General features: G+C 47.3%; 32 protein-coding genes. 14 read left to right on the plus strand and 18 right to left on the minus strand.

All coding sequences use genetic code 11. From position 1 onward, the window contains the following. Positions 1-115: 115 nt before the first annotated feature. The 7 genes from HMPREF2794_RS02110 to HMPREF2794_RS02140 all read right to left on the minus strand — a co-directional run bounded on the left by HMPREF2794_RS02110 (position 116) and on the right by HMPREF2794_RS02140 (position 6,760). Entirely contained in the window at positions 116-1,522 is a 1,407-nt protein-coding gene (locus HMPREF2794_RS02110; protein WP_005816276.1) for an OmpA family protein, read from the minus strand. Positions 1,523-1,576: 54 nt separating this feature from the next. Continuing rightward, on the minus strand, positions 1,577-3,028 hold the full coding sequence (gene mobV, locus HMPREF2794_RS02115; RefSeq protein ID WP_005816278.1) for a MobV family relaxase: 1,452 nt from the start codon (positions 3,026-3,028) through the stop codon (positions 1,577-1,579). A gap of 208 nt (positions 3,029-3,236) precedes the next feature. Beyond that, positions 3,237-4,121: a hypothetical protein gene (locus HMPREF2794_RS02120; protein ID WP_005816280.1), complete on the minus strand. Its 885-nt coding sequence runs from the start codon at positions 4,119-4,121 to the stop codon at positions 3,237-3,239. A 79-nt stretch (positions 4,122-4,200) separates the two neighbouring features. Then, positions 4,201-4,611, minus strand: a complete 411-nt coding sequence (locus HMPREF2794_RS02125) for a hypothetical protein (protein WP_008766906.1) — start codon at positions 4,609-4,611, stop codon at positions 4,201-4,203. A gap of 73 nt (positions 4,612-4,684) precedes the next feature. Then, complete coding sequence (locus HMPREF2794_RS02130; RefSeq protein WP_005816283.1) at positions 4,685-5,098, minus strand: hypothetical protein; 414 nt, start codon at positions 5,096-5,098, stop codon at positions 4,685-4,687. 78 nt (positions 5,099-5,176) lie between these two features. After that, entirely contained in the window at positions 5,177-5,623 is a 447-nt protein-coding gene (locus tag HMPREF2794_RS02135; RefSeq protein ID WP_004319947.1) for a hypothetical protein, read from the minus strand. 24 nt (positions 5,624-5,647) lie between these two features. Beyond that, positions 5,648-6,760 (minus strand): hypothetical protein, encoded by a 1,113-nt coding sequence (locus HMPREF2794_RS02140; protein WP_005816286.1) that lies wholly within the window; start codon positions 6,758-6,760, stop codon positions 5,648-5,650. A 254-nt stretch (positions 6,761-7,014) separates the two neighbouring features. On the opposite strand from HMPREF2794_RS02140, the gene HMPREF2794_RS02145 reads away from it, so the two are divergent. The 10 genes from HMPREF2794_RS02145 (at position 7,015) to HMPREF2794_RS02190 (ending at position 11,492) form a co-directional block, all read left to right on the plus strand. Continuing rightward, the gene (locus tag HMPREF2794_RS02145; RefSeq protein WP_005816288.1) at positions 7,015-7,638 is read left to right on the plus strand and encodes a recombinase family protein; all 624 of its coding nucleotides are present in this window, start codon (positions 7,015-7,017) and stop codon (positions 7,636-7,638) included. Between the two features lie 16 nt (positions 7,639-7,654). Next, entirely contained in the window at positions 7,655-8,338 is a 684-nt protein-coding gene (locus HMPREF2794_RS02150; RefSeq protein ID WP_005816290.1) for a DUF3800 domain-containing protein, read from the plus strand. A gap of 3 nt (positions 8,339-8,341) precedes the next feature. Beyond that, the gene (locus tag HMPREF2794_RS02155) at positions 8,342-8,878 is read left to right on the plus strand and encodes a hypothetical protein (protein ID WP_005816292.1); all 537 of its coding nucleotides are present in this window, start codon (positions 8,342-8,344) and stop codon (positions 8,876-8,878) included. Positions 8,879-9,072: 194 nt separating this feature from the next. Further along, positions 9,073-9,372 carry a thioredoxin gene (gene trxA / locus HMPREF2794_RS02160; RefSeq protein ID WP_005816294.1) on the plus strand — a complete coding sequence of 100 codons (300 nt, stop codon included), beginning with the start codon at positions 9,073-9,075 and terminating at the stop codon, positions 9,370-9,372. A gap of 10 nt (positions 9,373-9,382) precedes the next feature. Next, positions 9,383-9,958 carry a DUF6155 family protein gene (locus HMPREF2794_RS02165; RefSeq protein ID WP_007837469.1) on the plus strand — a complete coding sequence of 192 codons (576 nt, stop codon included), beginning with the start codon at positions 9,383-9,385 and terminating at the stop codon, positions 9,956-9,958. A gap of 14 nt (positions 9,959-9,972) precedes the next feature. Next, positions 9,973-10,218, plus strand: a complete 246-nt coding sequence (locus tag HMPREF2794_RS02170) for a hypothetical protein (RefSeq protein WP_005816298.1) — start codon at positions 9,973-9,975, stop codon at positions 10,216-10,218. A 183-nt stretch (positions 10,219-10,401) separates the two neighbouring features. Continuing rightward, on the plus strand, positions 10,402-10,839 hold the full coding sequence (locus tag HMPREF2794_RS02175) for a DUF4186 domain-containing protein (RefSeq protein ID WP_005816300.1): 438 nt from the start codon (positions 10,402-10,404) through the stop codon (positions 10,837-10,839). Next, the gene (locus tag HMPREF2794_RS02180; RefSeq protein WP_005816302.1) at positions 10,836-11,042 is read left to right on the plus strand and encodes a hypothetical protein; all 207 of its coding nucleotides are present in this window, start codon (positions 10,836-10,838) and stop codon (positions 11,040-11,042) included. The genes HMPREF2794_RS02175 and HMPREF2794_RS02180 overlap by 4 nt, the downstream gene beginning before the upstream one ends. 9 nt (positions 11,043-11,051) lie before the next feature. Then, the gene (locus HMPREF2794_RS02185; protein ID WP_005816304.1) at positions 11,052-11,288 is read left to right on the plus strand and encodes a hypothetical protein; all 237 of its coding nucleotides are present in this window, start codon (positions 11,052-11,054) and stop codon (positions 11,286-11,288) included. Between the two features lie 24 nt (positions 11,289-11,312). After that, positions 11,313-11,492: a transcriptional regulator gene (locus HMPREF2794_RS02190; protein WP_005816310.1), complete on the plus strand. Its 180-nt coding sequence runs from the start codon at positions 11,313-11,315 to the stop codon at positions 11,490-11,492. Between the two features lie 300 nt (positions 11,493-11,792). Here HMPREF2794_RS02190 and HMPREF2794_RS02195 read toward each other — a convergent pair whose 3' ends face one another. Next, on the minus strand, positions 11,793-12,284 hold the full coding sequence (locus tag HMPREF2794_RS02195; RefSeq protein ID WP_005816313.1) for an SLOG family protein: 492 nt from the start codon (positions 12,282-12,284) through the stop codon (positions 11,793-11,795). Between the two features lie 3 nt (positions 12,285-12,287). Continuing rightward, positions 12,288-12,854, minus strand: a complete 567-nt coding sequence (locus HMPREF2794_RS02200) for a hypothetical protein (RefSeq protein WP_005816315.1) — start codon at positions 12,852-12,854, stop codon at positions 12,288-12,290. Here HMPREF2794_RS02200 and HMPREF2794_RS27480 point away from each other — a divergent pair. Continuing rightward, a complete protein-coding gene (locus HMPREF2794_RS27480; protein ID WP_225494525.1) occupies positions 12,848-13,099 on the plus strand; it encodes a hypothetical protein in 252 nt (83 codons plus the stop codon). The two genes, HMPREF2794_RS02200 and HMPREF2794_RS27480, sit on opposite strands and share 7 nt — an antisense overlap. 306 nt (positions 13,100-13,405) lie before the next feature. Here the strand turns inward: HMPREF2794_RS27480 and HMPREF2794_RS02205 are convergent, their stop codons facing one another. The 6 genes from HMPREF2794_RS02205 to HMPREF2794_RS02230 all read right to left on the minus strand — a co-directional run bounded on the left by HMPREF2794_RS02205 (position 13,406) and on the right by HMPREF2794_RS02230 (position 16,087). Further along, entirely contained in the window at positions 13,406-13,684 is a 279-nt protein-coding gene (locus tag HMPREF2794_RS02205) for a plasmid partition protein ParG (protein ID WP_005816317.1), read from the minus strand. Between the two features lie 7 nt (positions 13,685-13,691). After that, entirely contained in the window at positions 13,692-14,447 is a 756-nt protein-coding gene (locus HMPREF2794_RS02210; RefSeq protein WP_005816319.1) for a ParA family protein, read from the minus strand. Positions 14,448-14,566: 119 nt separating this feature from the next. Continuing rightward, positions 14,567-14,992, minus strand: coding sequence for a single-stranded DNA-binding protein (locus HMPREF2794_RS02215; protein WP_005816321.1), 426 nt, complete (start codon positions 14,990-14,992; stop codon positions 14,567-14,569). 53 nt (positions 14,993-15,045) lie between these two features. After that, complete coding sequence (locus tag HMPREF2794_RS02220) at positions 15,046-15,402, minus strand: helix-turn-helix domain-containing protein (RefSeq protein ID WP_007837478.1); 357 nt, start codon at positions 15,400-15,402, stop codon at positions 15,046-15,048. A 47-nt stretch (positions 15,403-15,449) separates the two neighbouring features. After that, positions 15,450-15,701 carry a hypothetical protein gene (locus HMPREF2794_RS02225; protein ID WP_007837480.1) on the minus strand — a complete coding sequence of 84 codons (252 nt, stop codon included), beginning with the start codon at positions 15,699-15,701 and terminating at the stop codon, positions 15,450-15,452. Beyond that, the gene (locus HMPREF2794_RS02230) at positions 15,689-16,087 is read right to left on the minus strand and encodes a hypothetical protein (protein WP_225651439.1); all 399 of its coding nucleotides are present in this window, start codon (positions 16,085-16,087) and stop codon (positions 15,689-15,691) included. Before HMPREF2794_RS02230 ends, HMPREF2794_RS02225 begins: the two co-directional genes overlap by 13 nt. 1,038 nt (positions 16,088-17,125) lie before the next feature. Between HMPREF2794_RS02230 and HMPREF2794_RS02235 the strand changes: the two genes are divergently transcribed. Next, a complete protein-coding gene (locus HMPREF2794_RS02235; RefSeq protein WP_224204806.1) occupies positions 17,126-17,440 on the plus strand; it encodes a hypothetical protein in 315 nt (104 codons plus the stop codon). 355 nt (positions 17,441-17,795) lie between these two features. On the opposite strand, the gene HMPREF2794_RS02240 is transcribed toward HMPREF2794_RS02235, so the two are convergent. Beyond that, on the minus strand, positions 17,796-18,182 hold the full coding sequence (locus tag HMPREF2794_RS02240; protein ID WP_004319910.1) for a single-stranded DNA-binding protein: 387 nt from the start codon (positions 18,180-18,182) through the stop codon (positions 17,796-17,798). A 36-nt stretch (positions 18,183-18,218) separates the two neighbouring features. On the opposite strand from HMPREF2794_RS02240, the gene HMPREF2794_RS02245 reads away from it, so the two are divergent. Continuing rightward, the gene (locus tag HMPREF2794_RS02245; RefSeq protein WP_005816330.1) at positions 18,219-18,404 is read left to right on the plus strand and encodes a hypothetical protein; all 186 of its coding nucleotides are present in this window, start codon (positions 18,219-18,221) and stop codon (positions 18,402-18,404) included. A 607-nt stretch (positions 18,405-19,011) separates the two neighbouring features. Here HMPREF2794_RS02245 and HMPREF2794_RS02255 read toward each other — a convergent pair. Both HMPREF2794_RS02255 and HMPREF2794_RS02260 read right to left on the minus strand, forming a co-directional pair. Beyond that, entirely contained in the window at positions 19,012-19,194 is a 183-nt protein-coding gene (locus HMPREF2794_RS02255; protein ID WP_004319908.1) for a hypothetical protein, read from the minus strand. A 15-nt stretch (positions 19,195-19,209) separates the two neighbouring features. After that, positions 19,210-19,794 (minus strand): hypothetical protein, encoded by a 585-nt coding sequence (locus tag HMPREF2794_RS02260; RefSeq protein WP_005816332.1) that lies wholly within the window; start codon positions 19,792-19,794, stop codon positions 19,210-19,212. Between the two features lie 65 nt (positions 19,795-19,859). Between HMPREF2794_RS02260 and HMPREF2794_RS27485 the strand changes: the two genes are divergently transcribed. Further along, on the plus strand, positions 19,860-20,072 hold the full coding sequence (locus HMPREF2794_RS27485; protein ID WP_007837487.1) for a hypothetical protein: 213 nt from the start codon (positions 19,860-19,862) through the stop codon (positions 20,070-20,072). Positions 20,073-20,649 lie beyond the last annotated feature (577 nt).

Consider the following 20,649-nt stretch of genomic DNA (forward strand, 5'->3'; position numbering starts at 1 on the left):
CGTTAATACATATATGATTAAGGGAGGGCCTATCCATCACGGACAAGCCCTCCCTTTCTAAAATTTATCAATGAAAAAAAAGTTTTAGTGCTCTTGTTCGGAGCTGTATGTCTGGCTATAGATACAGCAGGATTCTGGTATGGCGGTTCGCCTCATTGGGCGAGTAATCGTCAATGCCGCCATCGAAAATCTGAGAGATGGTGCCATTTTCCATACCACGTTTCATCAGTTCCTCTGCAATGAATCTGGCACGGGAACGGCTGAGGTTATCATTGATGGCTTCACTGCCTGTGGCACTGTCGGCAGCGCCGATGACCTTAACTTTCAAGCCATATTTCTTGGCGATGCGTGCTACTTCGTCGAGATTGACGAGCTGTGACCTGTTGAGCAACCTGTCAGTGCCAAGTTCAAAGAAGAAATAGATGGGCGCACCTATGCAAGCCTTTCCTGAGTGGATGAGCGATAGGTAATCGTCTTCCGGCTCACCTTCAGCATTGCCATATTCTTCTGTACAAGAGGCGGACTCCATGACCTTTGTCTTTTGACCATTACCATACTTGTCTCTCATTCTTGCACGCAGCGAGTTGAGACCGCTGTAGTCGTTTCGAGGATAGCCATTTGTGACGGAAGAAGCGGCATCGTCAGAAAAGAGGTGGCCGTACTTGTCCAGAAGTCCCTCGATGGCAAGAATCTTGCGCAGCTGCTCCAGAGTCTGACAATCTCGATCGTGCTGGGCGTGATAGCGGCTGTTGCTGTCAGAAAGGGATGAGGCGTATGCCGAAAGCCATTCGTTCTGTGCGATGTACGGGCGAGCGTCTATCACTCGCTTCCAGCCAGTCTTGCCGATGCGGACAGAGAGGCCGAGGGATGCGGACAGCAGATGGTCGCCAAGGCGGTGTGCCTTGCCATAGCCGTCAAAATCCTGCATGGTGGTCATGTTGCCTATCTCTGCCGTAACAGCAATGCGTGGGGAGAGATGATACTGCCCCTGTATGCCGTAGGAAATGGCAAAGGGCTTGTGGGCATTCACCTTGTTGTGCAGCATACCCACGCCCACGTATGGAATGACACTCCATCTGGCAAGAGTGTGTACATCGTCCTTGTAGAGGTTGCCGAGGACATTCCACATGAAATCAGCACGCAGGTACTGGTAGTCCTGCGAGGAGTTGTTGCAGTCGTTGAACTGCATACCGCCATAGTTCAGACGACCGCCGACGGAAGGTGTGAACCATTTGCCGATCGACACGGAGAATGCCGGTTTCATGCGACCGAATAGGTCGTTGCATCCGAGCGGTTTGCCGAGGAAGACCGTAGTTCCTCCTGCCGCTTGGACAAACCAGTTGTCCGTCCATGGCGAAGCTACCAATGCCCCTTTCATGTAGGAAGGTTTAAGCGGACGAAGCATACCGTCTGCCGAAAGTCTGCATACAACGGTGGTGGTGTCCGCCGTGCGGTGATAGTCTTTGGCTTGCGCACCCAATGAAAGGGCGAAGCCAAGGGATAGAATAAGTATTTTTCTCATGTTGTTCAATTTAATCTGGTGAATACTATAACAGGTGATACGTGACAGTGCCGCTTATCGTTTCTTCCTTTTGCCGGAAGAGGGGCGCATCATGCGTGCAGCTTTCATCATGCAACGGCGTGCCCAAGCGCGTTCATCCTCGTCATCGTCACGTCCCCATTTGAGGTCGGACGAACTGCCGCCACCGCCATGACCTTCGGCAAAGGTGGTGGCATCATCGACGTAGCCGAGGAATAGAAGCGTGGCACAGTACATCACCTCCGTTCCATTCTCCGCAAAGGCCTGAAGCAGGGAACCGTCAAACACGTCCTTGCCCTCATTGGAAAGCCGTGCCACACGTTCGGAGAACTCGCTGACCATGTTTTCGAGAAGGGCATTTCTGAGAACGGTGTCCGCACCTTGTCGGATAGTATCGGAATATCTGTGTGCCTCCTGCCGCAACTCCTCCGTGCGCTCCTTCATGGCGGTCATCTCCTCACGCAGGGCATCGAGCTTGCGGTCAGCCTCTGAGAGCTTCTCCTGCTTGTCGTCCAGTTTCGACTGGATAGCGGACAGTTCCTGCTCCAGCTCTTGGACTTGCTGACGGAGAGCATCAGGATTGTCGTGACCTGCAAGAATCTGCCGATGCAATTCAGCAAGTGCCGCCTCCTTCTCAGCCTTCTCCTGCAAGAGGTTGTTGACCATTGAGGTGAGTCCTTTTACTCTCCGCTCTGCCAGACGGATGTCCGATTGGAGCGAGGCGAGTGTCCGCTGATGGGTGGCGACGGACTGCTCAATGGTGGTGCACTGTTCTGACAGCTGGCGGCGGTATTCTTCGGTGGTGCGGTGGCGTGCTCCCGTCTCTGAGACGGAAGTTCCGCGCTCCATGCCCCAACGCTTGTTGACATCGGCAAATTCGCTGTGCAGGGCTTTCATCCTGGCAGAAAACTCGTACTTGTCCTTTCCGGCGAATATCTGTTTGTATGCAAACTTGCCGTCCTTGATTGGCAAGAGGGTGCAGTGAACGTGCGGATTGGTTTCGTCCAAGTGTAAGATGAAAGCGACGATGTTCTCCTCACCGTATTTGTCCGCAACAAAGCGGTAAACATCCTTTGCCCATTCCTCAATGTCCTTGCATCGGGTTAGATGCGAATTGTCCGCTCCGTGAGTGAGATTCACCTTCTGGTCACCGAATGCCAATTCTGTCATACGTTCTCGTGAGCCTCCGAAGATGAAATTGACCACTGTGCGGAAGCGTGGCTCTGCCAGTCCCTCGTTGGGGTCTTTGATTCCACGGCTCCGCAGGATGTCTGCCATGCGCTCCGGGATGCTTCGGCTCTTGTCTATAGGACAAACCTTGCCGCCCCGAACCTCGAAGTTGAGCCGCTCACGGCTGCGGTCGTAGTTGCCTGTTGATTCAGCGGATCCCCAACCCTTTTCCGTCCAACGGCGTTGGTGCTCGTTGCTCTGTGCTGTGGTGATTCCCTTAGATGGTCGGAAATCCATAACCTGTTTTGGTGTTGCCATAACCTATTTCCTTTTATGTGTGTACAACTCTCCTGTCTCCAGCTTGCTGCTTGTAAGGACAGCCTCCCGATGGTCGGAGACCAAGAGGGGTATTAGGCTACCCAAATTCCCTCATTTCCGACCAACGGGCAAGCCCGATTATTTTACAGCAATGGCAGACGTGTAAACACTGTGCCAGTAGAAAAGAAGAAGCGTTGTACGGTGATTATTAGAGGTTAATACAGCCTTTTGATGGACAGGAGCCCTCTTGGTTGGCTACAATGGCAAGGAACGGTCGGCAGAGTGACTGAAACTGTGACTTGATGGCTGCGCTTTCCTGATGCAAGGCTGGTGAGCTGCCATCCAATGCCAATTCTGATATTGCCTTTGCCGCCTCGATGAATGAGAGCCAGTCTCCTCCCAGGTCTTTGTAAAAGAAGGGAAGAAGGGAGGTAACGAGGGCGTTATCTGTTTCCTGCGAAAGCACCTGATGGAAGGTGGCTTCGCAGACAGCTGTGAGTGCAGTCATACAAAAGGCGTGTCCTACAGATTCGGGAATGTTTCTTCCGCATGGCACCTTGCCAATTGAATTGCCATTGTCGGCTTTCTGCAAGATAATGGCTACTTCCTCTGTTGCATCTTCGTAGAGTTGTTCACATTCCGAGGCGCAAGCCGATGCGGACATCTTGCCGCTTCGCCATTCGTCCAATGCGGTACACATCTTCTGGCGGAACACATCCAAGGCTGCGTCAATCGGAGAAACGGCAGGTGTCTCAGCCAACATCGGGATGGTGATGATTTGGCTCTTCGTGAGACGGGTGACGGAAATCTGGTTCATCTTCTCCAACTGCTCGATGAAGGTGCGGACAGTGGCGCGGTGCCAATGCCAGCATCCTGCCAGTTCGGTAATGGTGATTACAAACTGCCCGTTGGACAGGCTGAACTCCTGCTTGCACAGATCCTTGGGGATGTACTGTACAGAAGCCTTGTCTACAAGGTCAAGGTAGGCTTCGAGCTTCGACAGCCTTATCCCGGACCTCTCTTTCAAGAACTCCAACAGGGACATCCGTTCAGACATCTTGCCGGAACTCGTTCTATGTTTCTGTTTCTTCATTTCAATAATCTGTTTGGTGAATACTGTTGTTTGTCGCCAGCTCCATTATACAAAAGGAACGGCATGATACAGGTGATACTTAATAGTAGTATATGATGAGCATTTCTGTGTCTTCGAGGAGCATCTTGCGGTCAGCCTTGTTCTTCCACAGCGATATGACTATGCGCGAGGGATAGAACAGTGATGCCAGAAGGACAAAGGAGATGGTGACAGCAAGCGTGAACAGATGAGGAGTGAAGACAAACACCACTGCCGCCAACGCGGCGATGCAGAAGGGTGTCCGCTCCTCGTGCAGACGCTGTAGCCACCTCTCCACATCCATAAAGACAAAGAATATGGCAAACGCTATGGTGGAAGCCACTACGCCTATGTCGTTATAGTGTACACAGAGGTAGAGGAAGTGGAACACGTACAGCAGGATGAGCAGCATCAACCGGTAGAGCTTCCTTGCTGTCACAAGCGCGGTCATGCGCAGATAGAACCGTGTCATAAACTGTCTGCGGCTTCTGTGCAGAATCATCGTCACAAAGAAGAACGCTGACATCAGGATGAGAAACAGTATCTTACTTGTCATAATATGTATAGCATGTGAATAATGGAAGTGGACTCAGGTCGGGCTGGACGACACCGTGTGTGGCAGTGGATATGATACGCTCCACATCCTCCAGTGTCAGTTCTCCCTTGATTATTCTCTGACGGAAAGCTCCGTCGGTTGTCCGAAGGCTCTTGATAGCCTGTTCCAAGTCGTACTCGGCTATCTGCCACACTTGCCCTCTCGTGTAGGGGAAATGATGGTGGATGGCCTTGACCACAAGCACACGGCTGAGGATGTCGGTCATTCTGCCGTTCCTGACTATCGTGTGGTTGCGGACAGTGGCGATGCTCTCAATCTCCAGCCATGTGCGGTGACGGTCGAGAAGATGGATAATCTTCATGTAAAGCGTTTCCTTCATCAGATGGTCGGGAGCTTGTGGCATGACTTTGGCCTTTGTTGTGGACAACAGAATGGAGCGTTGTTGCGGTAGAACAGGACTGTCATCTGGCAAATGTAACTTTCAAATGAAGTCGAGCAGGACTTCCTCCTTGGGCTTCATGTATTTGAAGAACCCGTTCTTGCAATGCAGACTGAGGTCGAGGCATACATCTGCCGACATGTGCTCCAGCGAGTCATAGATGGTCACTTTTATCTGGCTGACCATGCCACGCTCATCTGTGGAGCCGTTGACCTTGAACATCCGTCCGAAAGAAGGGTTGGAATAGGCACAGCAGCTGTGTCCGAACTCCGTATGACGGCTTGGAATGTGGTGATAGAGGATTATCATTTCCATCTCGTCTTCGAGCATATCCATCACCTCCTCTATCGTGAAAGGGGTGTTCAACTGGAAAGTAAGAAGCACGTAATCGTCATACTTGACAGGCTTCTCCATCTTGCGCTTGTCCAGCAGTTCTGGCAACTGCAAAGGCACGACGGCAAGGAAATCATCGCAAAACTGTTCTAACATAATCGTATTCTCTGTTTGGGGTGTTTATAATCTTGTGACATAAATCTTCATCATGAGCATGGGCATATCCGACAGGCGTTGCTTGTCGAGGTGCAGTTTCTTGGCCAGACCGTCCATCTCCTTGGGGAGCGCATCGGCTATTTTGTAGAGGTCTGCCTTGTCCTTGTCGGAGAGCACGCTCACGGAAAGGTCATCCATCGTCATGAACGGCTGCATCATCATCAGGAGGTAGGCGTGCATGGTGTGCTCGTCCTTTACCCTGCCACTATTCAGATCCTCGATAGCCGCTTGTGCGTTGCGCAGCAGACGGTGGTTGGTGCGCATGGAGAGGTATATCATTGCATCCTTGTGGGACAAATCCTTGCGGTCGGCGGCACGGAGTATCTCCCGACAGCAGTGTTCGGTGTTTCGTCTGATGTCACCGATGTCATCGTCAGCAAAATCCGGCAGGTATTGCAGGAAGGATTTGAAATACAAATGCTCTTCCTTGATGAAAGCGAGCAGGTCTTCCTTGCCGTGAATGCCTTGCTTGGCGGATTTTTGCAGGAACAGCAGGTAACGCTTCAGTACCGCCTGTTTACCACCTTTATTATATATAGGCAGGCTATCCAAGGAAGCGAAGAATGGCTGTGCTTCCTTCACGGCTTGCTGTAGTTCCTCATCACCAACATGGGAAGAGGTCTGTTCTCTGAGATAGAGCAGGTCGTGAAAGGTGCGTTGCTTAGACATCGCCATACGGCACAGCTCGATGTGGATGGAGTCGTTCAACTCATGATATACCGTGAACGGGTATGAGTGGGCTTTCCTGACAGTGTCACGTGAGATGCACGATGTCACGGAATCGTCCAACACGCGCCATTCGTTGACAATCTTAACTAATGTCTGAATTGAGACCTTGCCGTTCTGTCGAAGAGTGGTCAGAAAGCCATGATACTCTCTGATGGCTTCATCGCTCGAATGGAACGACTTCGTGCCGTTTCCGTCTGAACATGCTGTCAGCATGACTACGGCAAACGCAGTGGCAATACAAATGGCAAGTCTGATACAGCCATGCGAGTTTGATTTTGCATTATGCAATATTTGCTTCATGCAATGGAGGTTGGTTTGTCCTCCGAAAAGTTGGGTTTCATATTTCATTGTTGTCATTATTTTGAGTCTGATTTTGAAATTGACGGTGCAAAGTTAATGCGTTTCAGCGATATATTTGCAAGAATGACAGTAAGTTTAATCTTATTTGTGTATCATACTTGCGAGTATGATTTTCAATGAAATCAAGTGAAAAGAAAATGGCAAATTATCGTGTTTAAGTATGATTTTTCGTTCAAGTATGATTGTTTCTCGGAAAAATAGTGTACCTTTGCACTTGATTTCATTTAATAGCGTACAACAGTATGGCAAAAGTAGGTTACATCTTTATCGCCACCAATGGCGAAGAGTATGCAGAAGACAAGGCTTGGATGCAGCAATACGGCTGTGTTCAGGTGATAGAGGAACTGTCCGAACACGAGAGGCTGCGCCCGATGTGGAAGCAGCTCATATCGAGTCTGGAGCGCGGCGACGAGCTGGTGGTGTCGAGGTTCAGTAACGCACTGCGTGGCACCCGTGAACTGGCTACATTCATAGAATACTGCCGTGTGAAGGTGGTTCGCATCATCTCCATCCAAGACCGCATCGATACGTTTGACGAACTTTTCCCCGACACCAAGCCCTCACAGGTCATCCGTATGTTCGGGTCACTCTCTGAGGAGTGTGCCGTGCTGCGCAAGGCATCGGCACACATCATCCATCTGCAACAGAATATCCGGCCGCCCAAGAAGTCGGAAAGGGCACTGTCGAAACTGGAGCGTGAGAAGAATATCGTGAACATGTACAACGAGGGGCACAGCATAGATGACATCTTTGCCATCAGCGGCTTCACAAGCCGAAGTTCCGTGTTCCGCATACTCAACAAGCATGGTGTGACGCTGAACCGTGGACCTCATAGTGGACCGCTGAAGAAAAGGAATAAAGAATAAACAAAAAACAGATACAATGAATAAGACATTCAACATCTACTGTGATGAAAGCACCCACATGGTGCATGACGGTCATCCCTACATGCTTTTGGGATGTACAAGTATAGCATACACACAAATCCGCATGGCAAAAGATGCCATAAAAGATATTAAGAAGAAGCACGGCTATAGTGATGAGCTGAAATGGACAAATGTCCACGAGGCCACGTATAAAGTCTATGCAGAGCTTATAGACTGGTTCTTTATGAATGACATGGAATTTAGGGCTGTGGTTGTTGACAAGAGTCAGATTGACGAGAAACGAGAAGACTATACGTTTAATGATTTCTACTTTCGCATGTACTACCAATTGCTGCATCACAAGATGGACATGGATTATACATATAACATATATATGGATATCAAGGACACATGCAGTAGCGATAAGCTGGAGAGGCTCAGAAAAATAATGGAATACAACTCTTCCATTGGCAGGTTTCAGTTTATACGTTCACACGAAAGTGTCTTCATCCAATTGGCAGATGTTCTAATGGGAGCCATCAACTACAACCTTAGATATGAAAAGGGAGAAGTTGAAGGAAGGGTGAGAGCCAAAATGAAGCTGATTGAAAAGATAAAAAAACACAGTAATATCAGTCTCAACACCACAACTCCCAAATTTAGAAAGAAGTTTAATTTGTTTTTTATCGCACTGAAATAGCCAATGAGCAGTTTGAATATTATCAAGAAATACCCTGAGCTGCTGGAACTGGCATATCTCAGTGAACGAGAAAGAGAGCATGATCTTCATGCAATATTCAAGCGTGATATAGAAGATAACTGTCAATTCTCATTCAGAGGGTGGCGCATCTATCCTATAAAGACAGATGGCGAGATTGACATGGCAAGATTGTTCAAGCATCTTACCTGTGAAGAAATCATGGTTGAGAACGAAGACGGTACGACTTATCCAAAGCGAGTATTCGAGATGGCTCGTTCACAAAGGCTTCATTGGATAAATCACCATGTGAGAGAATTGACACCAGACAATCTGGATGTATTTACCATAGAAGAGAGGGACGGCAAAAAGCGTAAGGTCAAGAAAACATACATCTATGATAAAGTGGAAAAGTATGTTATTGTCTTGGAACAACAACGTAGCAACGGATTCTATCTGTTGACAGCATACCATCTTAACAAAGAGTATGGACTAAAGGCTTTGGAAAAGAAGATGAAAAAGAGATTGCAGACACCACTATAAAACGCAAGACCCGAATTGCATCAAAGGCAACCGGGTCTCGAAACTCCTTCTATCTATAGATGAGCGCTGCAAAGGTACGAATATTCTTTGAAATAACGAAGGTTTTTCATTGAATTCTTCTCGATTTTAACATTTGCAGGGCAGTATTGTAAGATAACAGGAAAGAAAATAGCATAATTTTACAGAAAATCGTAATGGAAACATTCAAAGACGTTATATCAAGTGACCAACTTGTCTTGGTCGATTTCTTCGCCACCTGGTGCCAGCCATGCAAGATGATGCACCCCATCCTTGAGCAGGTGAAGGAAGTGTTGGGTGACAGAATCCGCATCATCAAGGTAGATGTGGACAAGTATGGGGTGACTGCAAGTCAGTATGGCATACAGTCTGTGCCCACATTGATGCTGTTCAGACGCGGCGAAGTGTTGTGGAGGACGAGCGGTGTGATGCAGAAATCAGAGTTGCTGGCAACGATTGACCCGTTTTTAAGATAAAAGAGCAGAAATGTCAAAATCTAAATTAAAGTCTGTCCTCATGTCCATGGACAAGAGTGAAATAATAAAAATGGTATTGGAACTTTATTCTGCACGGAAAGAGGCAAAGGAATATCTTGACTTCTATGCAGAGCCGAATGAGGGCCAGAAGCTGGAAGAGTATAAGCACATCATACGGGAAGAGTTCTATCCGAGCAGAAACAGAGAGCCAAAGACACGCTTCTCAGTGTGCCGCAAGGCATTGTCCGACTTCAAGAAACTGAAGCCTTCGGAAGATTCAGTCGCAGAATTGATGGTGTTCTATATGGAGAATGCCTGTCAGTTCACTTATGACTATGGAGACATGTGGGAGCAATTCTATGATTCTGTTGAGAGTAATTTCGACAAGACATTGCGCCACATCGTGCTTTATGACCTTTGGGACAAGTATGATTCCCGAATCAAGCAATGCCTTCGTTGGGCAAGCCCTTGTGGATGGGGATTTCCTGACGCACTGAATGATATGTATGAGGAAATGAAGGCGCAAAATGAGGAACTCCGAAAGAAATACAGGAATTTCAAGATGCCCATCAACGCTGATTATTAAACGAATATACTCAAATGGGGAAACCAAAGAAAAAACATAAGAAAGCGAAACAACTGCCCTTAAGCAAAGAAGAGCAGATTTTTCAAGCGGCAAGAGACCTTGCAGCTGAAATTGGCATATCCTATTCTGAGGCATTAGGGTTTACTTTGGGCATAAAGGACGTAACGTATGGTTGGGAAGAAGACTATACGGAAGAAGAGTTTCAGGCACTGATTGACCACGCTGTGGGAGACACTGATTATGAGCACACCCTCTATTGAATCATCTACACGAGAGGAACGTTTGGATTACGTTCTGAATGAATGGAGATGTCTGCACAACTGTGAGCTGTGCGGTAAGTGCCATATTCTGAAAGGCAGAAGCGAAGAAATACTCTATGCAGACTATATAGACGGCAAGCGGTCATATATGGATATAACATTAGAAATCAGAAGCAACAGATAATGATGTCACAGAAATACATATATCCATCGTTGTTCCAAGAGGAAGAGCCGCAAGAAAGCGTTCCTGGTGATAAGAAAGAGTATGACCTGACGAATCTCTTTGAGAGATTGGCAAAGTCTGATTTTCGCAGCCGGTTCCATCTGTCCAAGCAAGACAGGGAGTATGTAATGGAAAAGGGATTGCCGACGATACGAAAACACGCAGAGGACTTTGTGGCAAAAAGACTTGCTCCGGCTGTCATACCGAACGACGGCAAGCAGACTCCCATGCGTGGGCATCCTGTTTTCCTGGCTCAACATGCCACTGGCTGTTGTTGCCGGGGATGCTTCTTCAAGTGGCATCACATCTCAGCAGGCAGGGCACTGACCAAGGAAGAACAGGAATATGCTGTTGCCGTATTGATGGCATGGATTGAAAAACAGATGAATAAAGGATGAAGATAGAAGAAGCCATAGTATATGTGATGGTAAAGCGAAATGGCGGCATGACAACCGACCAGATTGCCGATGCCATCAATCGTCATAGGCTGCACCTGAGAAAGGACGGTCAGCCTGTGACAAGCAAGCAGGTGTATGCAACAATCTGCCGTTTCCCTGAAATGTTCACAAAAGAAGCTGGCAGAATCATGTTAATGATATGACGTAACGATATGACAATAGATACAACCAACATGTGCTCACACCTTCAGAAGAAGTTGTTTGAACCAGAAGGTGTGTATTATCCTATATGGCAAGCCATGCAGGATGATGAGACCTTGACAGCAGTGGTACGAAGCAGACAGCTGCACATCTACAGAAACGGGAAGAAAATTCTCGTTCTGGCAGGTAAGGCACAACCGAAGATTATAAGGGAAGACAAAATACAAGAGTTAATAACAAGATTATAAACAAAACATCAAATCATCAAAACAATGGACGCAAAAGAAAAAGTATTGGCAACAATGAAAGAGGCTGGTCAGCCTCTCAACGCAGGTAAAATCGCAGAACTCAGCGGTCTCGACCGCAAAGAGGTAGATGCAGCCATGAAGCAGCTGAAAGCAGAGGGTGCAATCGTCTCTCCTGTGCGTTGCAAATGGGCACCTGCAGAGTAAGGTTTATACTGCTGTCTTGAAATATAGGCAGCAGTATCTTTATTTTTATCAAAATGTTAAGGTGAGGAATCTGAATATCCTTGCCTACGGACACAATTATCCGCTGCATCTTTTTGGGGTAAGGTGCAGACGTATGGCTGTCAGCGTATCTTGGTTTAAAGACGCTTAGCGGTCACGGCGGAAGTCGTTTCGTCTCTCTCCGCCGAACAAAGCTCTGAGCACATTGCCCAAAGCTCCGAACACGAAGTAGCAAACGATGATTGCAACAATATCGTCCATAAGCATTTTCTGTTTTATGGGTTATACACTATTATGAAGATTCACTATGTCCAATCCCTGCCTCTTGGCTTCTCTGACGGTGTAGAACGTGCCGCCCTTGGGATTGCCATCGAAGTAGGCTATGAGACGTGAACTGCGGTTGACCATATAGTCGTTGCGCCTCAGAAGGCAGCCATTGTAGTATTGCTCGCTCAATACGACCACGTCATCCACGATGCGCAGGATGGCATCATACTTGGCTTGCTCTTCCTTGCTCCACCGGTCAGACTGACCACGGAACGGCACAACGGCTATCACCTGCAAGTCCTTCAACTCGCATTGCAACGAAAGGGCGGCTTCTGCCGCCAGCAGGTCAAATCCCATTGCCATGCCACAATAGAAATACCGGTAGCCGTCGGCATACGCCTTGGCTATCTCCGATTTGAGACATTGCTTCAACTCCCTCCGCTTGGCGAAAGGTACGCTGCGGTGTCCGCTGAAGCATACGGACACTGCCTTGTCGTACTTTGTCATACTTTACCTTACTTTATAATGTGTGCGTGCGAGGAACATACCGCCAATAACACATGCCCCGAGCCTTTCGAGTTGGTTGGCATACTTGGCATAGCTGAGACCCTTGGTTATCACATCGTCAAAGACCAACACCATTTTGTTGTCGAAGAACGGCTCATCAAACTCAACGACATTCGCCTTGCGGACTTCATCCTCGTTCTTGCGGTTATCGTGGATGGTCTTACGCTCTCCGCATACCCTCACGTGCTCGTAGCCGTTTTCCGCTCCTGTCAATTCACACACCCTGTGGCAGAAAGCCTTGTAGCGGAGTTCGTTGCTCTCGCTTGTGGATGCTGGAACGGGGGCGAAGACGATGTTCACGCAACCCTTGCCGTAGAGTGTCAGCATATTCTCTGCGGTGCGCTGCGCCACTTCCTCGTAGGCTCTTCCGTCCTTGAAGTCAAACACTAATTGTCTGTCGGCAATCTCCTTCTCACCCACATTGCGGATGCGTGCGGGATAGTATTTGCAGAACCAAGTCTGAGGCTTGTCTAACTGCTTTTGGATTTGATAGTCATTCTTGTGTGCCATTGCTCTTATGTTTTTTCTTCCCTTATTTCGGAGGCTTTTCCTGCCTGCCCAAGGGATATTTTTTGCTTTCCAAGAGTGATGGCGATCAAAAAGCCAAATCGGGAGCGAAAAATACGCTCTGCACGCAGAGGAAGATTTTTCGGTCAAATGCAATGGACGATTTGGTGTTTGAACAATCGCCAGCATTACCTTTGCAAAACAATATCCGCAGCGGCAAGGCAGGCGAAAAGAAATCTGTTATGTAAAAGAGGAAACGGGCGGGATGGCGTGGGGCGAAGCTGTATATGGGGAAGGACGATAGTTGATATGAGGGAAAAAGAGAAAATCTTGTAATAGGGAACGACATTGCCTTTTATCAGCATGGAGACAGTCCTACAAGCAGAGAAAACTATTGCCCTAAAAATGAGTTGGATAGTATTTTCTAAAAGTAGTATCGACTACGAATAGTATAATAGTCGAATAGTTTTTACTACCATACTACGGATAGTAAAGTCTGTTTATAGAAGAGATAGCGGTATCATCGTCTGTTCGGCGATGATACCGCGCGGCACTCATGTGTCATGCCGCTTTAGGTATTCTGTCATTGCCTCATTGACAATATCACGCAAGGACATCCCTTTCTTGATGGCGAGGTACTTCATCCTCGTGTGGATGCTCTTGTTGATAAGGAAATTGCAATGCACCGGCACTTCGGTAGTCTCAGAAACAGACACAGGTGGTGCTGGTGTAGTTTCTGTGACTATCTGCTCCTTACTCGGCTTCTTTGTGGAAGAAAGGAGTCCGTTGAGACCGCCTTTCATTCCCTCTTTCAACATACTGCTCTTGCTCATGGCTATGCTATTTTAAGTTTAACACTTCTTTTGCCAAAGACATATAATCACTGGCACCATTGGATTTGGGATTATACTCAAAGATAGTCTTGCCGTTGATGGGTGCTTCTGCCAAAGCCACATTATCACGGATGACGGTCTTGAAAACCTTCTCGTGAAAACTGTCATTGACGATTTCCCTCACGCTTCGGTTCAACGTCTTGCGGCGATCGAACTGGGTGATGACGATGCCGCCCACTTTAAGGTTGGAGTTGAGCCGCTCCTGAACGATGCGGATGATGTCCATCAACTTTGCCATACCTCTCATGGCAAGGTATTGCGCTTGAACAGGGATGATGATGTAGTCGGCTGCGGTGAGGGCATTCAAGGTCAGCAAGCCCAATGACGGTGGACAGTCGATGATGATGTAGTCGAAATGCTCTTTGGCGATGGCTTTGGTGATAAGTCCCTTCAAGATAAGCTCCCGTCCCGGCTCGCTGATAAGCTCTAACTCAGCCGCAGACAGGTCAAGGCATGAGGGTGAGACGGTGATGCCGTTGTGCAACTTGACCAACGGCAAGGTGTACTGTCCACACATTGCGCCATAGACTGTCTGTTCTTCCTCGATGGACAATCCCAAGGCTTCCGTGAGGTTGGCTTGTCCATCCATGTCAATAGCCAAGACGTTCTTCTTACTCAGTTGCAGAGCTGCCGCAAGGCTTACTGCGGTCGTACTTTTCCCTACACCACCCTTGTGATTTAATACTGCAATTATCTGTGTCATAACATGATACTACTATTAGTGAATACTACTTTACTATTCTACTACTGATAGTACATACTAACCATAGTAAAAGCGGATTTACTACGATTAGTACGTACTACTCTCAGTTGATACTACCCTCAGAAGGGAAGGTCTTCGCTCTTGTCCTGCGGTGCATCGGCTGGCGGTACGGGAGCCTCGCCCTCTGCCTTGGCTGCCTTGCGTGCCTTTGTTGCAGGTGTGTCGGTTGCATCCTTCTTCCCTGCATTGACAAAGGCGATGGAGTCAGCTATGATGCTATGCTGTATGTGGTTCTCTCCGTTGCGGTCTGTCCAAATGGAAGAAGTCAGTGTGCCTTCCACAAGCACCATACGACCCTTGGTGAGGTATTCAGCCAAACGGATATGGTTCTCCTTGCTGCTCTTCACCCTTACCCAAGTGGTGATTTGCTTGCCCTTACTGTAGTCGTCCACTGCGATGTCAACAGCCATGAATGTTCCGTGTGTACCTGTGATGACGCGGCAATCCTTTGCTCCGATGCGTCCGATAGTGTGAGTGTAAATCATAATGTGAAAATGTTATAGTGGCAAGTTGGTTAGACTTGCCGTTACCTTGTTATTTAAATGACTTTTCTTGTTGATTGAACATAAGCTATTGCTTCATTCATAATTTCTGCTCGTGACCTACTCTTGTTATCTTGCATCCACTCATCAATTTCAGATTTGAGGAACATGATACGTTTCCCCTTCTTATGGAATGGTATTTGTTTATTGCTTGTCCAACAATAGATTGTGTGTTCAACTGGATGGGTAGGGAGATACTCACTCAATTCGGAAACACTAAGCCATTCCAATCCCTTATCGGGCTGAATTTGAGTCATTAGTGTGGAAAACTTTTCTTCTAAAATCTCCAGCTTGTTTATTACTAATGACAATGCTGATGGCAAGTCATTAAAACTCAATATTTGCTTTTCCATATCAATATATGTGTGGCAAGTTGGTTAGGCTTGCCGTTACCTTGTTATTAATATCCTTTCTTCGTCTGCCTTGTATTGGCGACAAAAGACTTGTTGCTGCCTGTGAGACTGATAGAGCCGCAATTAACAAACTCTCCGTCGGAATAGACTCTGTACTTCTGTCCGCTTACCTCATGCTTCTGTTTGATGCGCTCTCGCATCCACTTCTTGGCTGCGGTCAATGAGCAAAAGGTCTCGCTCTCCTTGGTCGTCTCGTCATATACGATGCACTGGGTCATACATGCTCCTACTTCATCCATGCACCTATACTCGACGTGACATAGTCCAACTGACCGCCAAATATGTCGCTTGGCTCTATGTCGTATTGTCCATCCCTCACTTCCTTGTCCTCTCCAAGAAGCGACAAGTTTCCGTCGGCATCCAAACGTGCTGCGTCTATGACGATGTCACGAGGCTCGTCAAAGAGATAACCTGCCACGATGGGCTGCTCTCCCTCGAAATGCACCTCAAAGCCTCCGTCCACCTCCGTGCCGTACTTGCGAAGAGCCGCTTTCAGCTCGTCCTGCTCCCGGTGCTGCAATGCCTGGAGTTGTCCGTGGATAGTGAGGTCTTGCAGTTCTGCCTCTCGTTTGGTGTGGGTTGCCTCGCCGGTCTTGCAGTCGATGTCATACTTGTGGTAAACCACTGGGATATGGTCTGCCGATGTGACAAGCCATGTGATGTTGTTCACTGAGAAGCCCTGTCTGGTGAGGAACTCCTCGATGTCTGAGCCGAGAAGGTGGTCGGCTACGTCAAGATACTCGATGCGTGCGTCAGCATCATGCAGGATGATAATCTTCATTGCCTTTCTATTTTTAGTGATACAAATAAGTTTGTCGCCCATGTCGCTGGACTTGTTTAACTACGTTGAAGAAACTTACGCTCAGCATAGTGAATAAATTCCCTCTGCGTTCGCTTAACCGTTTCTTTCTCTTCCCTCCTTTCGAGACCTTTCAGCCTGTGGAGGGATATTTTCTGCTCCCACAAGCCGCAAGAAAAGACATAAAGACAAATTATGTGTGAAGAATACTCTTTTCCGAGGAAAAGGAAGATTGTTCACAGTCACAAGACCTCAAGCAGAATTTGACGATTGTCTCAGACGCGGCTAACTTTGCAGGAAATATGCCTACCACTGCGCTGATTGGAAGAAGATTATTGATATTGGCTGCAAGAGGAATGATGTGTTATATATAAAGAGGTAAGAAGAAAGATTGAAACAGTAAGGGTGGGCAGTGAAGTGTTTGCAGGTCTGCTGTACCGACATAAAGCGAGTGTGTTGGCTGACCGGGATGCAAGTCATCAAAGCTTCAGCCTTGATAGCTTGTAGCACGGACAGACAATTCTCTCGCGTCGGTACTTCGGCATACTGTCAGCTTTGGCTAATAGCAACGTGTTGCCATCAGCCAAGGATGTCTGTATGACGACAGACCATGTAACGCTTCGCAAAGGCGTGGGGCAAAGCAGTATAATTTAGAAGTAGATAGTAACGTATATCAGGCAAGAAGAGACAGTTGCGCAACGGACAAATCGGGCACTCCTGTCAGCATGACAAATGTGCCTTGTCCTTGCCGCAGGACACTGAGGCAGATTGGACGTAGCAGACATGTCTGCCACATTCAATATGCCTGAGTGGACAAGAACTGCCTCTTGTATAGCAGAAGAGAAATTGTAAAACAGTTGATTAGTGGTAAAGGTGGTATGGGTGGGCAGAATGGCATTACACGGACATTGCCGAAGCCCGATAATGGGACAGCCAGACAGCAATAAAGGCAGTTATCAGAAGTGTCAGTTTCTGATAGTGACATTGTTGGCTGCCTGTCACATGGGATTCGTGCGGTGTCCGTACAGTAATGCCGTTCTGAAGGTGTGGGGCGAAGCGATACAACGCACTTGGACGAAACCACCGCTTATAACAGAAAATATTTTGCAGTCAAAGAGAAGAAGAATAGTAAAGCAGGTGTGGGTGGGTAGTGAAGCTGTCGCAAGATTGACGGTCTGAATATCAAGGCGAGTGGATAGCCAGTAAAGGACACAATTATCAGAAGCCTCGGCTTCGGCATCTTGTGGCATAGATGGCAGTCCTCTCGCGTTCAGACCTTGGCATACTGTCTTTCTTGGCTAATAGCGACTTTGTCGCCATCAGCCGGGAATATCTGTATGCCAACCATCTTGGTGACGTTTCGCAAATGGTGAGGGACGAAGTGGTTAGAATAAAGGAAGACGGCGTTGCCGTTATGGTTAATAAATGCACATGGTTGTTATTAGAGAAGATTATCACACGCTATAACAGCAGATTGATGTCCCTGAGCAAAACAAAAGCGACCCGAAGGTCGCCTTGTTATGGAGAGGAAAGGCTATTTCTTGCCTTTCTTGGTTGCTGGCTTGGCCGGCTCTTCCGCAGGAGTCTCCTCCTTGTCGGGACACTCGTAGAACTTGGTTGCAACCATGATGATTCTGGAGTGCTTCACGCCATCCTTGTCTGTCCACTCCTCTGGCTTGAAGAAACCCTCGACGGTGAGCAACGTGCCCTTGGTGAGCTTGTCGAATGATTCGGTGTGCTCGTTCTTGCGCCATGCCTCCATATTCATGAAAGCCGATACGCGGTTGGTTTCCTCGCCGTTCTTCTCCTGACGGCCTACTGCCAATGAGAAGCGTGCTACGCTGGCGTTTGCGAACTGACGGATTTCTGCATCCTTACCTACGAAACCTGAAACTGTGAAGTTGTTCTCGATCTTTTTCATTTTGAATTGAATTTAAAAGTGAAACTTAATTTTTACATGCATTCAAAAGCAGGGATGTGGCACCATGTGGGAAGCACCATGAAAATCGTTCGCAATACTCTTTTTGTCGTTGGCGGTAAGGGAGAAAAAGGAAGATTACGCACTATTTTATTGGTCACAGCGATAGCGGCCACACAAGAAGGAGGAAGTCCTTCGCAGCATCACGCTACCTTTGCATGGTAAAAATAAGTGGCTTTCAAATAGCTCAATTCAGAAAAAGACGGGGCCAAACAATGGAACAAAGGTTGTAAGCAAGGAGGCAATCCGTATGCAACAGACAGGGGCACTGCTATGGCTGTATGCCTGGAGAAACGAAGCGGGAAATCCGACCTTACAGCTGTATCATCAGAAGAGTGAGGAGCATGAACACTGATGCACGATGAACGACAAGCCTAAGGGTCAGCTTAGCAATAGAGGCATCAAGCCAAAAGAGGACAGACATCAGAGGATTGGCGATAGCACTGTCATCATGCTAAGACCAAGTTCTGTGTCCGACAAGGAAGAGTCGCAAAAGACAGACGAGTAAAACCAAAAGGCGAAATGACCATTCCTATAACAAGGTACAGAGACGCTTAAAACGGCGAAGGGACTTTGGCGACGTATCGCTATACAGGTGTCGAAGCATCGCTTCTATAACAGGACTGGAGCAAGTGAGCAAACCGCACAACTTGCTCCCAAGGTATTTCAGTTACAACAGCCATAACCTCATTGGAGGATTGTCCTAAAAGAGTTTTTGCAGTCAAAGGAAGAAAGAGTCTGCAAGCCACATAGCCAACAGACTCTCTCCTGATTATTCACAGATGACAACATCATCCTTGTACTCCGTCACTTCCTTGCCGTTGATGAGCTGGACAATGACCTCACAACCCAAGTCCTCGACAATCGTTCCCTCTGTCTGACCTCTTCGGGGATAAAGCAAGGTGCAGAAACACCCTACAACGCCGTCCAACTGCTCCATGTCTATCGTTGCCATATCCGTTCCTCCTTGTTAGCCGAATGTGATTGGATTGATGCAGAAATTCGTGTCCTCTGCCTCATACTCGTATTCATTGATGAAGTCAATCATCTTCTGTTCGCTTCTTCCGTCCTGTGAGACACCAGTCTTCTCACACCACAACTTGATAGCATCACCAAAGGTGGAGTAAGCACCCTCACAATCCTCAAAGAGTTCTCCGTATGCAGTGACGTAGCACTCTTCGGGGAAGAAGTCGTTCTCATCGTGCGTATAGAAGATGTCGCAACCTGGCTCAACCTCTCGCCAACTGATTGAAAGTTCATCGCCAAGTGCCTTGTTCACCTCCTCAAAGAACAAGTCGCATGAAGACCAAGCACTTTCGGTGTCAAAGGACAAGAGGGCATAATCGTCTTCCACGTTCTCCTCATACTCTGCCCAATAGATGTGTCCTCTCACCGAGATGCCTTTCTTCTCGTAGTCAATGCCATAGTGTTCTGCCAAGAGATACAGATACACATTATTACTGTTCACCTCCAACTCTTGGAGTGTGTTCCAAAGGTCTGCCACGGCTTTGCGTGAGCCTGTCACCTTGTACTGAGTGTCGCAAATGTTAGCCATAAGATAAAATTTTTATTTTCTTCCCTTATGTAGAACCAACTACCATCGGGATTGATTAAAGAATTATGTTGCCCCAAAAGGTGTTATGGCTCATCAATGCAAGGTTTTGCCGTCAAATACTACCTCTGCCACAATCAGAGCGTGGAGATTTCACGGACAAACCACAGGCACCGACCTTGCAGGATGAACGCCATGACAGGTACCTTTGCAACACAATTCTTATCAAAGCCCGATGGGGTGGTACATGGCAGACTGCATGGTACAGCAGTGTGAAGTGACGTTATAGGTGGAGATAAGGCTATAAGAGGTTTTTGCAGTCAAAGGAGAAAAGAGTCCACAAAGTGCAGTATCTACAGGACAAAAACACTTTAGTTTACCTTGGTTAGCTCTTATATATATGCTAACCTAAAGTAAACTGTATATATGTCCGTCTAAAACCCGAAAACCGTACGGGTCAGCTTACGTCAGAAACAGAAGTATAGAACCATAGAAGTGGTTCAAGAAGTCTTTCTTCCTTTGACTGCAAAATATTATCTTTGCACGAATCATAATTGCCCTGTAGGATTTAATATAATTTAACACTCTTTGTTGAATGCAAGGAAGAACAGCTTCAATATGCTGAATATCAGTAGTATAACATTGTGTTAACCCTTAATCTGTAGAAAAGGATGTTATCATACAAAGTAATGTCCATTTGTACTTTTTCTATATGGTTTTATACTTACATTTGCATATCATTTGTATCTTGATAACAGTAACTAACTGATTATCAATATACTTTATATTTGAGGAAGTGAAGTAAAATGATTAATATATAAAAGGAGGGGCTGTGTCAAAACTAAGGCACATCCCCTT

The sequence above is a fragment of the Bacteroides sp. HMSC067B03 genome, from assembly GCF_001811315.1.
Lineage (GTDB): Bacteria > Bacteroidota > Bacteroidia > Bacteroidales > Bacteroidaceae > Bacteroides > Bacteroides faecis.